General features: G+C 62.8%; 13 protein-coding genes. 11 read left to right on the top strand and 2 right to left on the bottom strand.

Annotated elements, in window-relative coordinates; genetic code table 11:
• Positions 1-38: 38 nt before the first annotated feature.
• The gene (locus ACFDR6_RS00740) at positions 39-1,703 is read right to left on the bottom strand and encodes a methyl-accepting chemotaxis protein (RefSeq protein ID WP_375848394.1); all 1,665 of its coding nucleotides are present in this window, start codon (positions 1,701-1,703) and stop codon (positions 39-41) included.
• Positions 1,704-2,101: 398 nt separating this feature from the next.
• On the opposite strand from ACFDR6_RS00740, the gene ACFDR6_RS00735 reads away from it, so the two are divergent.
• The 4 genes from ACFDR6_RS00735 (at position 2,102) to ACFDR6_RS00720 (ending at position 4,398) form a co-directional block, all read left to right on the top strand.
• The gene (locus tag ACFDR6_RS00735; protein WP_375857064.1) at positions 2,102-2,506 is read left to right on the top strand and encodes a YciI family protein; all 405 of its coding nucleotides are present in this window, start codon (positions 2,102-2,104) and stop codon (positions 2,504-2,506) included.
• Positions 2,507-2,561: 55 nt separating this feature from the next.
• On the top strand, positions 2,562-2,927 hold the full coding sequence (locus tag ACFDR6_RS00730) for a YciI family protein (protein ID WP_375857062.1): 366 nt from the start codon (positions 2,562-2,564) through the stop codon (positions 2,925-2,927).
• Between the two features lie 117 nt (positions 2,928-3,044).
• Complete coding sequence (locus tag ACFDR6_RS00725) at positions 3,045-3,785, top strand: TetR/AcrR family transcriptional regulator (RefSeq protein WP_212088113.1); 741 nt, start codon at positions 3,045-3,047, stop codon at positions 3,783-3,785.
• 121 nt (positions 3,786-3,906) lie between these two features.
• Complete coding sequence (locus tag ACFDR6_RS00720; protein WP_212088115.1) at positions 3,907-4,398, top strand: DUF2852 domain-containing protein; 492 nt, start codon at positions 3,907-3,909, stop codon at positions 4,396-4,398.
• 438 nt (positions 4,399-4,836) lie between these two features.
• On the opposite strand, the gene ACFDR6_RS00715 is transcribed toward ACFDR6_RS00720, so the two are convergent.
• Positions 4,837-6,000, bottom strand: coding sequence for an acyl-CoA desaturase (locus ACFDR6_RS00715; protein WP_317241082.1), 1,164 nt, complete (start codon positions 5,998-6,000; stop codon positions 4,837-4,839).
• 323 nt (positions 6,001-6,323) lie between these two features.
• Between ACFDR6_RS00715 and ACFDR6_RS00710 the strand changes: the two genes are divergently transcribed.
• The 7 genes from ACFDR6_RS00710 to ACFDR6_RS00680 all read left to right on the top strand — a co-directional run bounded on the left by ACFDR6_RS00710 (position 6,324) and on the right by ACFDR6_RS00680 (position 14,660).
• On the top strand, positions 6,324-7,091 hold the full coding sequence (locus ACFDR6_RS00710; RefSeq protein ID WP_375857060.1) for a serine acetyltransferase domain-containing protein: 768 nt from the start codon (positions 6,324-6,326) through the stop codon (positions 7,089-7,091).
• Between the two features lie 556 nt (positions 7,092-7,647).
• Positions 7,648-8,364 (top strand): protein TolQ, encoded by a 717-nt coding sequence (gene tolQ, locus ACFDR6_RS00705; protein WP_212089081.1) that lies wholly within the window; start codon positions 7,648-7,650, stop codon positions 8,362-8,364.
• A gap of 43 nt (positions 8,365-8,407) precedes the next feature.
• On the top strand, positions 8,408-8,857 hold the full coding sequence (tolR, locus tag ACFDR6_RS00700) for a protein TolR (RefSeq protein ID WP_212088121.1): 450 nt from the start codon (positions 8,408-8,410) through the stop codon (positions 8,855-8,857).
• A gap of 3 nt (positions 8,858-8,860) precedes the next feature.
• Complete coding sequence (tolA, locus tag ACFDR6_RS00695) at positions 8,861-9,820, top strand: cell envelope integrity protein TolA (protein WP_317241080.1); 960 nt, start codon at positions 8,861-8,863, stop codon at positions 9,818-9,820.
• Between the two features lie 23 nt (positions 9,821-9,843).
• On the top strand, positions 9,844-11,211 hold the full coding sequence (gene tolB / locus ACFDR6_RS00690) for a Tol-Pal system beta propeller repeat protein TolB (protein WP_249153344.1): 1,368 nt from the start codon (positions 9,844-9,846) through the stop codon (positions 11,209-11,211).
• Positions 11,212-11,450: 239 nt separating this feature from the next.
• Positions 11,451-13,775 (top strand): putative bifunctional diguanylate cyclase/phosphodiesterase, encoded by a 2,325-nt coding sequence (locus ACFDR6_RS00685; RefSeq protein WP_212088126.1) that lies wholly within the window; start codon positions 11,451-11,453, stop codon positions 13,773-13,775.
• A gap of 144 nt (positions 13,776-13,919) precedes the next feature.
• Entirely contained in the window at positions 13,920-14,660 is a 741-nt protein-coding gene (locus tag ACFDR6_RS00680; RefSeq protein ID WP_212088128.1) for an N-acyl amino acid synthase FeeM domain-containing protein, read from the top strand.
• Positions 14,661-14,815 lie beyond the last annotated feature (155 nt).

The raw sequence follows: 14,815 nt of genomic DNA, 5'->3' as shown, positions 1-14,815 counted from the left end.
GCCCGGTTGCGCGGGATGACAGGCGGAGAGCTTGGGCCCTACGCCAGTTCCGCCGAGGCCCGCTGCATGTTCGTCGACATCTCCGATGTCACGATGCTCTGCTCCTCGACCGCGGCGGCAGTGGAGGCGATGAACTCGTTGACGCCGGCAATCGCGGCCTTGATCGCGGTGAGCGAACTGGCGACGTCGCCCGAGATGACGTTGAGCGCGTCGATCTCGGAGGTGATCGTGTCGGTCGCCTGCTTGGCCTGGTTTGCGAGGCTTTTGACCTCGGAGGCGACCACTGCGAAGCCGCGGCCGGCTTCGCCCGCACGCGCCGATTCGATCGTGGCATTGAGTGCGAGCAGGTTGATCTGGCTGGTAATGCCCGAGATCATCTCGACGATGCCGCTCATGGCTTGCGCCGCGGCGGCCAGCTTCTGAGCCTGGCCGTCTGCCGACTCGACCCTCGTCGTCGCGATTTTGGAGGTCTCGCGCGATTTCGCCATGGTCTCGGAGATCTCCCGGATCGAGGCGCTCATCTCCTCGCTGCCGGCCGCGACCGCTTCGATCAGCCCGCGCGCATTATCGGCCTTCTTGCGGCCGATCGCCTGCGCGGTGATGTCGGTGGCGTATTTCACCACCTTGTAAGGCTTGCCGTTGAGATCGAAGATGGGGTTGTAGGAGGCTTGGATCCAGATCTCCCGTCCGCCCTTGGCGATCCGCTTGTATTCGGCGGCCTGATATTCGCCGTGGTTGAGAGTCTCCCAGAACTGGCGATAGGCGACCGAATTCTTCTCGCTCGGCTCGACGAACATGGAGTGGTGCTCGCCCCTGATCTCCGCCAGCGAATAGCCCATCGCCTTGAGGAAATTCTCGTTGGCGGTTCGGATCGTTCCGTCCATGTTGAATTCGATCACCGCCTGCGACTTCTGGATGGCGGCAAGTTGTCCGTCATTGTCGGCCGCCTTCATCTTCTGCGCAGTGACGTCGGTGGCGAACTTGACCACCTTGAACGGCTTTCCGTTCTCGTCGAGGATCGGATTGTAGGTGGCGATGATCCAGATCTCCTTGCCGCCTTTGCCCAGCCGCTTGTATTCGGCGGCCTCGAACTCGCCACGGTTCAGCTTGGCCCAGAACGCGGCATAGGCCGCACTCGCGCGGTCCTCGGGTGTTACGAACATGCTATGATGTTTACCCTTGATCTCGTCGAGCGCGTAGCCCATTGCGCTCAGGAAGTTCTCATTGGCGGTGATGATGCTGCCGTCCATGTTGAATTCGATCACAGCCTGCGCGCGGTCGATCGCGGCGATCTTGCCGGAATCCTCCATGGTCTTGATCTTGTAGGCCGTAATGTCGGTGGCGAACTTGATGAAGCTGACCACCTTGCCATTCTCGTCGCGCAGCGGCGCGTAGGAGGCGTGGATCCAGAGCTCCTTCCCCCCTTTGCCAAACCGCTTGTATTGCGTGGTCTGGAATTCGCCACGGTTCAGACTGGCCCAGAAGTCCCGGTAGCGAGCGCTCTCGCGCTCGGCGGGGCTGACGAAGATGCTGTGATGCTTGCCCTTGATCTCGGCCAGCGTGTAGCCGCTCATCTTCAGGAGGTTCTCGTTGGCATCCAGAATGGTGCCATCGAGGCCGAATTCGATCACGGCCTGCGACCGATCGAGCGCCTCGACTTCGGCGACGGCGTGCCTGACCTTCTTGCTATGGAAATTGAACACCTAAGCCTCGCAATGGTCGGTGATAATGAATGGTGGTCGTATGGTTTCCTCGAAGCAAAAAATTTGCCCGACTTTCTTGAGCAAACGGTAAATCCCCGCCGCGCGGCGGCCCGTTCCCGCGGATCTCCGTGCGTTTGCTATCTATCTCGACTTGCGGGCGTTTTGGCTTTATATGCACGGCAGAGTTGATAGAGCGGGCCGTAATTGTACGGAGCGCTGTTGCATTATTTTTCCGGGCTCGGGGGCGCGACAGCGCCTGGCATGTCGGCTGGTCGGGTCGGTGCCGAATAATTTCAGCCGGCGTGTCGGCTCGGTAAGAGCCCATTCGTCTTGGAGCCGAGCGCGGGCCTGCGGCCTGCGACAATCTCGGGAACAGCCCGGAAGCCAGGATACGACCCATGCGATTCATGATGCTGATGATCCCGCTCGGCTACGAGACCGCGCCGCCGGACGTCCAGCTCGATCCCGAGCGAGTCGCGGCGATGATGCGCTACAACGAGGCGCTGAAGGATGCGGGCGTGTTGATCACGCTCGACGGCCTGCATCCGCCATCGATGGGGGCGCGGGTTTCGTTTGCGACCGGCAAGCCCATCGTCACCGACGGCCCCTTCGCCGAGGCCAAGGAAGTCCTGGGCGGATATTGGATGATCGAGGTCGCCTCGCGGGCCGAGGCGATTGCCTGGGCAAGGCAGTGCCCGGCCTCGCCGAACGAGATCATCGAAATCCGGCAGGTGCAGGAGATCAGTGACTTTCCGCCTGACGTTCAGGCGGCCGCCGCCGGATTCGACGGTCTGAAGAAGTAGCCACAGCAGCCGCGAAAAATTCGCGGCTGTCGTCGATCGTTCAAGGAGAGAACCGATGAGCACCGAACACAAGTTTCTAGCCGTCTATCTCGGCAGCATGAGCGGGTCGAAAATGGCGGCCTGGCGCGCGCTGCCCGAGGCCGAACGGAAAGCGAGGGAACAGGAGGGCATGGCCGCCTGGCACGGCTGGGTCGAGAAGCATAAGGACGTCATCGTCGAGATGGGCGGCCCGCTCGGCAAGACCCGCAGGATCGACGCGCGCGGCATCACCGAGACCAGCAATGCGTTGACCGGCTTCACGGTGGTGCGCGCTCCCTCGCAAGAGGAAGCTGCAAAACTGTTCGAGAACCATCCGCATTTTGCGATCTTCCCGGGCGAGGCGATCGAGGTCATGCCCGTGCTCCCGATTCCGGAGCTTTAGCTGGCTCACAGGAGGTCACGCCCGGCCCGACGCCGGCGTGACCCGTGGACATACCGGTTAATCAATCCCGTCGGCCGCTAGTGACCTTCGCGCCCAGCTCATGTAAAGGTCGTTCACATGAGCTGGCGCAAGGAGCAGCGCCGCGCCGAGCGCGGCTATCATCACGGCAATCTGAAGGAGGCCCTGTTGCAGGCCGCTCTCGGGCTGATTGCCGAGAAGGGCGCGGCCGGCTTCACCTTCGCCGATGCCGCGCGCATGGCCGGCGTCAGCGCGGCGGCACCCTATCGGCATTTCCGAGACCGCGAGGAACTGCTGTCCTCGATCGCCCAGCGCGGTTTCGAGCAGTTCGAGGCGCGCCTGGTCGCGGCGTGGGACGATGGACGGCCCGATACGGTCACCGCGTTCGAACGTGTCGGCAAGGCCTATCTCGCCTTCGCCCGCGAGGAGCCCGCGTTCTACAACGCGATGTTCGAATCGGGCGTGCCGGTGGATGCCAATCCCGCGCTTCAGGCCGCCAGCGAACGCGCGTTCAACATCATTCGCGCCGCAGCCGAGCGGCTCGCGGCCCTGACGCCGCCAGGCACGCCGCGGCCACCGGCGATGATGATGGCCTTGCACATCTGGTCCATGGCGCATGGCGTGGCCTCGCTGTTTTCCCGCGGTGATGCCGCGCGGCGAAAACTGCCGATGTCGCCGGACGAGCTGTTGGAGGCCGAGGTGCTGATCTATCTGCGCGGCCTTGGTTTCCCGACCGACCGTCGTCCCGCAGGCAAGCGCGCCGAGCCGCCACCGGTGCCACCGGAGGCATCCTCCGGTTCTGGCCTGCCTCCGGGCGGTCCCTGGGGCAAACCGAAATAAAATTGCGTAGATAATCACGCGGGCGTGTCAGGCCGCCGGCTTGACAAAATCGCGGGATGGTCTAGCTATGTAAATGTTATTTACATTCACAACGGCGCAGATGCCGTGATGGAGATCGGAAATGGCCTACACCGCTGATGTCAATCGATGGCGCGGCCCCTCTGAGCAATACCAACAGTACGAGCGTCCACGCATGCTCGATACGCCCTGGCATCCCGGCTGGATTGCCGTGACCATTCTCGGCTTCATCATCTGGTGGCCGATCGGACTTGCCCTTCTCTTTTTCACACTCGGGAGCAGAAGAATGTCGTGCTGGAGCAACCAGGATCGCTGGCAGAACAAGATGGAGCGGATGCAGTACAAGATGGATCGCATGCGCGGCCGCATGGAGCGCCGTGGCTTCGGCTTTGGCTTCGGCCCGCCGTCCTCCGGCAACCGTGCCTTCGACGAATATCGCTCTGAGACGCTGCAGCGCCTCGAGGAAGAGCAGGTCGAGTTCAAGAATTTCCTCGACCGCCTGCGTCACGCCAAGGACAAGGAAGAGTTCGACCAGTTCATGGCACAGCACAAGACGCGTCCGACCCCGCCGCCGACCGACCAGCAGCAGGGCTGACCTTCAAGGCCGACACTCTCAAAGCCCTCAGGCGCATGCCCCCAAAGTCCTGATGGCCCCGAGCCGCCCGTCTGCGCAACCCGCAGGCGGGCGGTTTGGCTTTTGAGATGCGCTCCCCACCGCGCCCCGCCGGCGCAGGTCACCGACCATGCCTGGGACCTGTTGGGCACCAGGCTCGACCAAGCGCTGAGCGATCGCATTCCATCAATGGATGGCCGACGGAAGTTCAGCTCTATCCCGGTGACAGCTCGGCGAGCCCTGGCGGTTCTTCCTCAGCCTCTATCTCTACCGGGCGCGCCTCGTTTCGCACTCAACCGTACGGTCTTGTTCGCGAAGCGGAGTATCGTCCCGTGATCCTGCTCCGCGATTTCGCGCTGTTTGTCCTGCACGTTCTCGTCGCCGCGGCGGCTGGCTCTATGCGCTCAGTGGCCGCAAGGTTCAGCGCGCTGTCGCGAGCTGCGCGCGAACCGAAGCGAGGAAGTGTTCGTAGGCGTGGTCCACGATCTCGTTGAGCGATCGCGTGCGAGCGAACATCGCCTTGGCCTCGGCGAGAAACTCGTCACGAGTCGGAATCTTCGGCAGATGCAGATGCGTCAGCGCATCGACACCTTCATGTGCGCGGTTGAGAATGTCGTGCAGCGACGGCAGCTGCAACTGGGCGAGTTCGGCACGGCGCCGCGCCGACGAGATCGCATGCGCCAACGTCTGCGCATCGAACCGCCCGGCAAGCTCGCGGGCCGCCCGATTGATCACCCGTGCGCCGAGCGGCTGCTCATTGCGCAGAACCTGTTCGGGCGGCGCCTTCATGTTCCAGACGACGCCCATCCATGACAGGATCGTCAAGACGTAATAGGTGACGTCGATCTCCCACCAACGAAAGCCCTGGCGCACGCTGCTCTGGTAAGCGTGATGATTGTTGTGCCAGCCTTCACCGAGAGTGAGCAGCGCCAGCAGCCAGTTGTTGCGGGAATCGTCGCCCGTCACGTAGCGCTTGCGACCATGCACATGGGCGAGCGAATTGATGCAGAAGGTGGCGTGATAGAGCAGCACCGTGCTCCACAGGAAGCCGACGACAAGACCCGACCATCCCGCAACCAGGAAACAGAGCGCCGCAAGCACGGTGGCCGGCAGAAGCTCGAGCCGATGCAGCCACATCAGCTCCGGATAGGCCGCGAGATCGCCCACTTTCACGAGATCGGTCGTGTCGTGCTCGCGGTAAAAGATCCAGCCGACATGGCTGTACAGGAAGCCGCGCTGACGCGGCGAATGCACATCCAGTTCGGTGTCGGAATGCAGATGGTGATGCCGGTGCTTGGCGGCCCACCACAACACGCTCTTCTGCGCGGTGCTTTGCGCCAGGCAGGCCAAAATGAACTGAAACACCCGGCTGGTCGCAAACGCGCGATGCGAGAAGTAGCGGTGGTAGCCAGCGCCGATCGCAAACATCCGCAGGCAATAGAGTGAGACGCAGATCGCGACGGCCTGCCACGTAATGCCTGTCCAGATCGCCGCGACACAGCCGAGATGGACCAACACGAACGGCACGGCGGAGGGATACATGATGTCGTCGTGGTGGTCGTCGGCGGGCGCGTTAGGCGACATGTCTTGGCGTGACCTCAGGTAAAGGGGATCCGGGATTCGCGTCGGCAGCTCTGAGCGCTGCCGGGTACGAAAAACCCGCGGATGGCGGACCACCGCGGGGGGCGAACGAGCTGCTTTGCCCGGGATTTCCTCGGCCAAAGCAGCATCGGCCGAGAACTCGACTGACTATATGGTCGCGGATGCCCGGCACGCAAGCTCGTAGCCTCCCGGTGAACCGCGGCATGGTGCTCGGGTAGCGCCGTGCCGCCCGCGCGGCGTGGTGCGCGGGGTGCCCACGGGCTATATCTGAGACGTGAAAGCGGCCCAAAACACCGGAGGCGGCGATGACGGCAGCTGTGACCGCGACGAGCGATGGCCTCTGGCAGCAGATTCGCGACGAGGCGCGGCGTGCGGTCGCATCCGATCCCGTCTTCGGCAGGTCGATCGCTGAAGCGGTTCTCGCCCATGACGGCTTTGCGGCGGTTTTGGCCGATCTCATCGGGCGCAGGCTTGGCGGCAACGTCGCCGGGCAAACGCGCTTCATGGCCTTTTCGCGCGAGGCATTTCGTCACTCGCCGGATTTGATCGAAGCGTCCGGCCGCGATTTGCAGGCCATCGTGCGCAGCGATCCGGCCATCGCCGGCCTGTTGGCGCCGCTGCTGCATTTCAAGGGCTACGTCGCGCTGCAAGCCTGGCGCGTCTCGAACTGGCTCTGGCATCATGATCATCGCGATGCGGCGCTGCTGTTTCAGAACGAGGCGTCGAACGTGTTGCAGGTCAGCATTCATCCCTCGGCCGGCATCGGCTCGTCCGTCTATCTCGATCACGCCACGGGCATCGTGATCGGCGCCAATGCGGTGATCGGCGACGAGACCATCATCCTTCAGAACGTCAGCATCGGCCGCGGCAGTGAGCTGCCGACGCGCTCGCCGCGCATCGGCCGCGGCGTCTTCATTGGCGCCGGCGCGACCATTTTGGGCGATATCAGGATCGGCGATTTTGCCCGGATCGGCGCCGACACGGTCGTGACCGCCGACGTTCCCGGCGGCTGCACCGTCGTGGGAAATCCTGCACGATTGATCAACTGCCCCGAGCCCGCCTCGGCCGCTTGAGGCGCCATCGCGTCATCGGATGCGGCGCCAACGGGATGAATCATGGAGCGGGTGATCGCCGTATGGCGGCGGTCGTCTTGGGGTTGATGGTCCTGGCAGGACCTCGCGGGAAGTGATTTCCGGGACAATTTGCGGGGGGCCTCAGTCCGCCGTGCGCGTGGAACCTTCGTTCCCCGGACGCAGTGCAAGGCGAAGGAGCGTGCGGCGCGCCCGGGACACCAGCTCGGTCCTCAACCGCCTGCGCCGGCTGCCTTTCCCGCAACCAAATTCATCCCTGGTAACCTCGCATTAACCAACGGCGGGCTCTGGTAAGGGCGGACAGTCGCGCCCAAAGCGTAAAGCCAGGCCCGTCAAGGCCCGGGGCCAAAGGCCCATAGTTTTGACATCTTGGCAGGGAATGCAGACGGCCGGCTTTGGACGAGCCCCTGCACCCCAGAAAGACAAGGCTTTGAGCGGGCTTGCCGGCCGCGCCCGGTTCTAGCGCGGCTATTGGGGAACCGGCAGCCATTTGCTGGCCGGCACATCGGGTAACGATCGCCTTGAGAGGATACCGCTTATGAATCCGGCCGAATTGGCTCAGTCAGCCCTTCCGGTTGCTGCCTCCGCCGACGTGTCGCTGATTGCGCTGTTCTGGCAGGCTCACTGGATCGTGAAAGCGGTGATGCTGGGGCTCCTGGCTTGCTCCGTCTGGGTCTGGGCGATCGCCATCGACAAGATTTTCCTGTTCGCCCGCACCCGCCGCTCGATGGACCGTTTCGAGCAGGCATTCTGGTCCGGTGAATCGATCGAGGAGCTCTATCGCACGCTTTCAGCCAAGCCGACGCACTCCATGGCGGCCTGTTTCGTCGCCGCGATGCGCGAGTGGAAGCGGTCATTCGAGAGCCAAGCCCGCTCGGTCGCGGGTCTCCAGATGCGCATCGACAAGGTCATGAACGTCTCGATCGCGCGCGAGGTCGAGCGGCTGGAGCGCCGCCTGCTGGTGCTCGCCACCGTCGGCTCTGCGGGGCCCTTCGTCGGCCTGTTCGGCACGGTCTGGGGCATCATGTCGAGCTTCCAGTCGATCGCGGCGTCGAAAAATACCTCTCTGGCGGTGGTGGCGCCTGGTATCGCGGAGGCCCTGTTTGCGACTGCCGTCGGCCTTATCGCCGCCATTCCTGCCACTATTTTCTACAATAAGTTCACCTCCGAGGTGAACCGGCAGGCCCAGCGGCTCGAAGGCTTCGCCGATGAATTTTCAGCCATCCTGTCGCGCCAGATCGACGAGCGGGGCTGACGGCCGGCATGTATAGTGTGAAGGGCAATTTGGGCACTCGATCATGGCGATGAACGTTGCGAGTTCGTCCGGAGGCGGCGGGCGCCGAGGCCGGCGCAAGCCCGTCGTTGCCGAGATCAACGTCACGCCGATGGTCGACGTGATGCTGGTGCTGCTCATCATCTTCATGGTGTCAGCGCCGATGCTGACGGTCGGCGTGCCGCTCGACCTGCCGCAGACCCAGGCCAAGAGCCTCGAAAACAACGACCAGAAGCCGATCCAGATGTCGGTCGACATCAAGGGCAAGGTCTTCATCAACGATTCCGAGATCGCGATCAACGAGCTGGTGCCCAAGCTGAAGGCGATCACGGATGCGCGCGGCGGGCTCGAGGAGCGCATCTATCTGCGCGCCGACAAGAAGGCTGATTACGGCACGGTGGCCAGGGTGATGGGCCTGCTGTCCGGCGCCGGATTCAAGAAGCTCGCCCTCGTCACGGAAGCGGATCAGGGGTAAGCGGTGAAGGTGAACGTCGACAAGACACTCGTTGCGTCGATCGCCCTCCACGTCCTCGTGCTGGGATGGGGGCTCGTCACCTTCAGCAGCAAAGCCTACCTCGCACCGGAAGAGTCGCTTCCCATCGACATCATCTCCACCGATCAGCTCGCCAAGATGATGGCGGGGCAGAAGACCGGCAAGAAGGAAGAGCCGAAGCCGAAGGTCGAGAAGATCGCGGAAGCGAAGCCCGAGGAAGACGCCGTCGGCAAGGTCACCGAGAAGAAAGAGCTGATCAAGACCAACTCGCAGCCGGAGCCGCCGCCGAAACCCGTCGAGAAGCCGGTCGAGAAGAAGCCCGAGCCGCCGAAGCCCGTTGCCGAGGCCAAGCCGAAGGAAGAGCCGAAGCCGCAGGAAAAGAAGCCTGATCCGGCCAAGGAAGATCCGATCGCCGAGCTCCAGAAGAAGCTGGACACCAAGAAGCCGCCGCCGAAGCCGGTGGAGCAAAAGGTTGCGGCGGTGCAGCCGCAGCAGCAGCCCAAGCCCAAGGAGCGCAGCTTCGATCCCGCGCAGATCCAGCGCGACCTCGACAAGCGCGCTGCGACCCGGCACGAGCTCACCGGAACGGCGCTGAATGCGTCAGCGTCGCTGGGAGCAGCGACGGGAACAGCCGCGAACAACGTCGCGACCTGGCGCGGTGCATTCCAGGGCGCGGTCAAGCGCTGCTTCACGCCGACCTACAATGGCCAGGATGCCGATCAGTACGAGGCCGACATCGACATTCCCATGAAGATCGATGGATCGCTCGCCTCCGAGCCGATCGTCGTCGCAGTGCGGGGACCGTCGCGGTCGATCGCGCAGGCGGTGGCGGAGAGCGCCAAGCGCGCCATCGTGCAGTGCCAGGTCTATTCGTTCATGCCGAAGCAGCAGTACGAGAGCTGGAAGCTCATTCCCATGACTTTCGGCCTGAAAGATATGTTGTGACATCCGAACAAAAGAATTTTGCAATGAATGACGTCCGATCGATGAACCGCCGCCGCTTCATGACCCTGACCGGATCGACGCTTGCCATGCTCGGGGGCGGCAGTGCCTTTGCTCAGGGCCAGGACGGCCGCATCCGCATCGACCCCAATGCATTCCAGCCGATCCCGATCGCGATCACCAACTTCCTGCCGGGTTCTCCGTCCGACGGCGACGTTGGCAACGGCGTCACGCAGGTCATCACCAACAACCTGAAGCGCTCGGGCCTGTTCGCGCCGATCGACCAGGCCGCCTTCATCGAGCGCATCAGCAACATGGACGTCGCGCCGCAATTCCAGAACTGGAAGACGCTCAACGCGCAGGCCCTCGTCACCGGCCGCATGACGCGGCAGCCGGACGGCCGCCTCAAGGCCGAGTTCCGCCTGTGGGACGTGATCAGTGGCCAGCAGCTCGCGGGACAGCAATATTTCACGTCGCCGGAATACTGGCGCCGCATCGCCCACATCATCTCCGACCAGATCTATGAGCGGATGACCGGCGAGAAGGGATATTTCGACAGCCGCGTCGTCTTCGTCGACGAAAGCGGACCGAAGGAGCGCCGCGTCAAGCGGCTCGCGATGATGGACCAGGACGGCGCCAATGTTCGCTACCTGACCCGCGGCGCGGATCTCGTGTTGACGCCGCGCTTCTCGCCGAACTCGCAAGAGATCACCTACATGGAGTTCGGCCAGGGCGATCCGAAGGTTTATCTCTACAACATCGAGACCGGCCAGCGCGAGATCGTCGGCAACTTCCCCGGCATGACCTTCGCGCCGCGCTTCTCGCCGGACGGCCAGCGCGTCATCATGAGCCTGCAGCAGGGCGGCAATTCCAACCTGTTCGTGATGGATCTGCGCTCGCGCGCGACCACGCGTCTCACCGACACGCCGGCGATCGACACGTCTCCGTCTTACTCGCCGGACGGTGCCCGCATCTGCTTCGAATCCGATCGCGGCGGCCGGTCGCAGATCTACGTGATGGCCGCGGGCGGCGGGCAGGCGCAGCGGATTTCCTTCTCCAAGGACGACACCAACGCCAGCTATTCGACCCCGGTGTGGTCGCCGAAGGGCGATTACATCGCCTTCACCAGGCAGGGCGGCGGACAGTTCGCGATCGGTGTCATGAAGCCCGACGGCAGCGGCGAGCGGCTGCTCACCTCCGGCTTCCACAACGAAGGCCCGACCTTCTCGCCGAACGGCCGCGTGCTGATGTTCTTCCGTGATCCCGGCGGCAGCGGCGGGCCCTCGCTGTACAGCGTCGACATCTCGGGACGCAACGAGCTGAAGGTGCCGACGCCGGGCTTCGCCTCCGACCCGGCATGGTCGCCGCTGCTGTCCTCGACCGCGGGCCAGTAGATCCCTCGGCGCAGCGCGCGATGTGTCGAAGAAAACGCGCAAACTTTTTCGGGATCGGGGAGGAAAGCAAGCTTTCCTTCACCTTGAGCTCGGCAAGCCTTGCCTAGTTGCTTGAAATATAAGCAGAAATGGGTTCGTCGTCTCCGAAAAACAACTCGACTTTAACGATGTTCCCTCAGAAAGACTTCATCTGGTTTGAGTAAAACTACGCGTCACACAGGACGCGCGTACAAACACAAATGCAATTCGCAAGCCAGAGCGGAGAACCTGAGCCGGCGTCGCCGAGAATTTCGGCGGCGCTGATCGATTCGCTGTTCGAAACGCCTGCTCCCTTGCTGACGGGTCTCGTCTTCGGTGTCGTTGCGGCGGCCGCGACCGCGCTGAAGACGGGAGAACCCTTGATCTGGGCGTGTGTTGCGCTGCTGATCCTCGCCGGCGCTATTCGGGCGTTCGACTTGCGGCGCTACCAGATGCGCAAATCGACGCTAACCCCCGACGAAGCTGCGCGATGGAAGAACCGGCATCAGATCGGAGCGATGATCCAGGCCGCCGCGGTCGGCATCTGGAGCACCACCACGCTCCTGGTGAGTGATGATGCCGTCGCCCATATGATCTCTCTCTCCACAACCACGGGGTTCGTGGCGGGGGGCGCAGGCAGGGCTTATGGACGGCAATGGATATACCAGCTGCAGGCTTCGCTCTGTTTCGGTTCGACGGTGATCGCGCTGGCGTGGCGTGGCACGCCCTATTACCTCGTCATGTCAGTCCTGTGCGCCGCGTTTCTGGTGGCCGTCATACAAATCTCGGCCAATTTGCATAGGATATTCATGCGGGCGCTCGTCGCGCGTGAACGCGAGGCGGCCCTGGCCGGCCAGTTTGACAGCGCGTTGAACAACATGCCCCATGGTCTGTGCATGTTCCGTGTCGACAGACAGCTTGCTGTGATGAATCATCGTTTCAGCGAACAGATGAATCTGCCCGACGATCTCGTGCAGAGTGGCCCCAATGCCTCCGAAATCATCGCGGCATGCGTCAACGGCGGTTCTATCTCGACCGAGAGCGGCAATTTGATCCTCCGGGAAATCGAGGACGGGCGGGTCCGCGAACTCCTGACCATAGATTCGGCGCGTGGGCGCACGTTGTCCTGGACCTTCCAACCAATGTCAGACGGCGGCATGGTGATGCTGCTCGAGGACATCACCGAGCGCAAGAATGCCGAGGCAAGGATAAGCCATCTTGCCCGCTACGACGAACTGACGGCGCTGCCGAACAGGGTCAATTTTCGAGACGAGATCGAGCGCCTGCTCGCAAACGCGCAGCATGCCGAGCGCCTCTCCGCGCTCCTGTTCGTCGACCTCGACCAGTTCAAGCAGGTCAACGACACGCTTGGCCACCCGTGTGGCGACCAGCTGTTGTGCGCGGTTGCCAACCGCCTCCGCGAGATGCTGCGGCCCGAAGATTTCGTCGCGCGCTTTGGCGGCGACGAGTTCGTCGTGTTTCAGCAGAACATCGCCTCGGCTGAGGATGCCGCAAGCCTCGCCCGCCGGATCGTCGAACGCCTCAGCGAGCGCTATCGCATCGACAATCACCTCGTCGAGATCGGCGCCAGCGTCGGTATTGCGCTGACCGCGCCAGACCGCGGCGTGAGCGCCGACACGCTCCTGAAGAACGCCGACATGGCGCTGTACCGCGCCAAGGCCGACGGCCGCGGCACCTTCTGCTTCTTTCGGGAGGAAATGGCGGCGACCGTCGAGGCGCGCCGGATCCTGGAGCTCGATCTGCGCAAGGCGCTTGCCAACGAGGAGTTCGAGCTGTTCTTTCAGCCGCTGGTCAACCTCAAATCGGGCAAGATCACAACCTGCGAGGCGCTGCTGCGCTGGAACCACCCCGTGCGCGGTACGGTCTCGCCGGTCGACATTATCCCGGTTGCCGAGGACATGGGCTTGATCGTCGATCTCGGCCGCTGGATCCTGCGGCGGGCCTGCATGGAGTGCATGAAGTGGCCGGAGGGCGTCAGCGTCGCCGTCAACTTCTCGCCGCAGCAATTCCACCAGCGCGACGTGCTCAGCGAAATCCGCTATGCGCTCGAAGTGTCCGGGCTTCCGGCCCATCGCCTCGAGATCGAGATCACCGAGTCCTCGCTGCTGCGCAACACGCAGCTCACGCACGACGTCCTGTCGCAGCTTCACGCCCTCGGCATACGCATTTCGCTGGATGACTTCGGCACCGGCTATTCGAGCCTGAGCTATCTGCACAATTTCCCGATGCAGAAGGTGAAGATCGACCGCTCGTTCCTCGAAGGCATCGACACCGATCGGCCGCTGACGCTGCTGCGCGGGGTGGCGCGGCTAGCCGTCGATCTCGGCATGTCGGTCGTAGTCGAGGGCATCGAGACCAACGAGCAGCTCGAACTGATCAGCGCAGATGGCACCATCACTGAAGGGCAGGGCTATCTTTTCAGCCGGCCGGTGCCCGCTGTTCGGGTTCGGCAATTGCTGGATGCCTCGCACGGCCGCCGTTCGGCCGACGACCAACTGACCATCGCTTCACGATCGATCGCCTGACATCTCCGTAGAATTGCGGGAAGACTCTGACATCTTGCAACCGGTACGATTAACCCTAACGGGGCGCGTCAATTGCGCCGGCGTTAAGAAGCTGTTAATCCTTTCATACCCGCAAGGGTTGTTTTGCCAGTTGAGGAATGTTGGATGAAGCCCGAAGCCGAGCTGCGTGCTTCGCTCTCTGTGCGGGGGGGAGCGCTGTTCGATCGCGTCGATTACCGATCCATCGAGACTCCTGAAGAGAAAGACCAGCTCTATCAGATGCGCTACAGGGCCTATACGCGCGGCGGACTAATTCCGCCGTCAGAGTCCCAGCGCTATACGGATGACTACGACGATGCGCCCAACGCCCGGACGTTCGGAGTGTATGTCGATGGCGAACTCTGCAGCTCCATCCGTCTCCACGTCCTGACGCCAGAACAGCGGATGTCCTGTACGACCGACTTGTTCGGCGACGTTCTTCACCCCCGCCTTGATCGAGGCGAAGTCTTCATCGATCCGGCCCGGTTTGTCGCAAGCCCGGAAAAAGCCAAATGCTTTCCGGAGCTCCCCTACGTGACGGTGCGACTGGTCTTCCTGGCCTGCGAACATTTTAATGCCGATACCGGACTCGCGCTGGTTCGTCCCGCGCACGAGTCGTTCTATCGCCGGGTCTTTCTCAACGAAACCATCGCAGAGCCGCGGCTGTTTCCGAATGCATTGGCAAAGGTCGCATTAATGGCGTCCAACTTCCGTGCCGTGCGGGAAAAGGTCTTAACGCGATTTCCAATCATGCGCTCAAGCGCATTCGAGCGGCGAATGCTGTTTGGGGACAGCAACGCGCCATCGGCGAGCATCGTCTCGCCGAAAGTAGCCTCCGAGCGTCCAAAGCTGGTCGTCTACTCCTGACAACCCGTCGGCGCCTTGCTCAAACGGACCTGCGGTCCGGCACCCATCCGGACCTGGCTTTATTTTAGCCAGTTCCGCGGCCGCCATGCTTGCCTTCACCCTTGCGCCACATTTACAACCCATTAACCATGACGGGTGCTTTTCGCTGGTTGGGG

The organism is Bradyrhizobium tunisiense, assembly GCF_042263385.1.
Classification (GTDB): Bacteria; Pseudomonadota; Alphaproteobacteria; order Rhizobiales; family Xanthobacteraceae; genus Bradyrhizobium; species Bradyrhizobium tunisiense.
The sequence above is the reverse complement of the archived record's forward strand: the minus strand, read 5'-3'. Positions and strand labels throughout refer to the sequence as shown.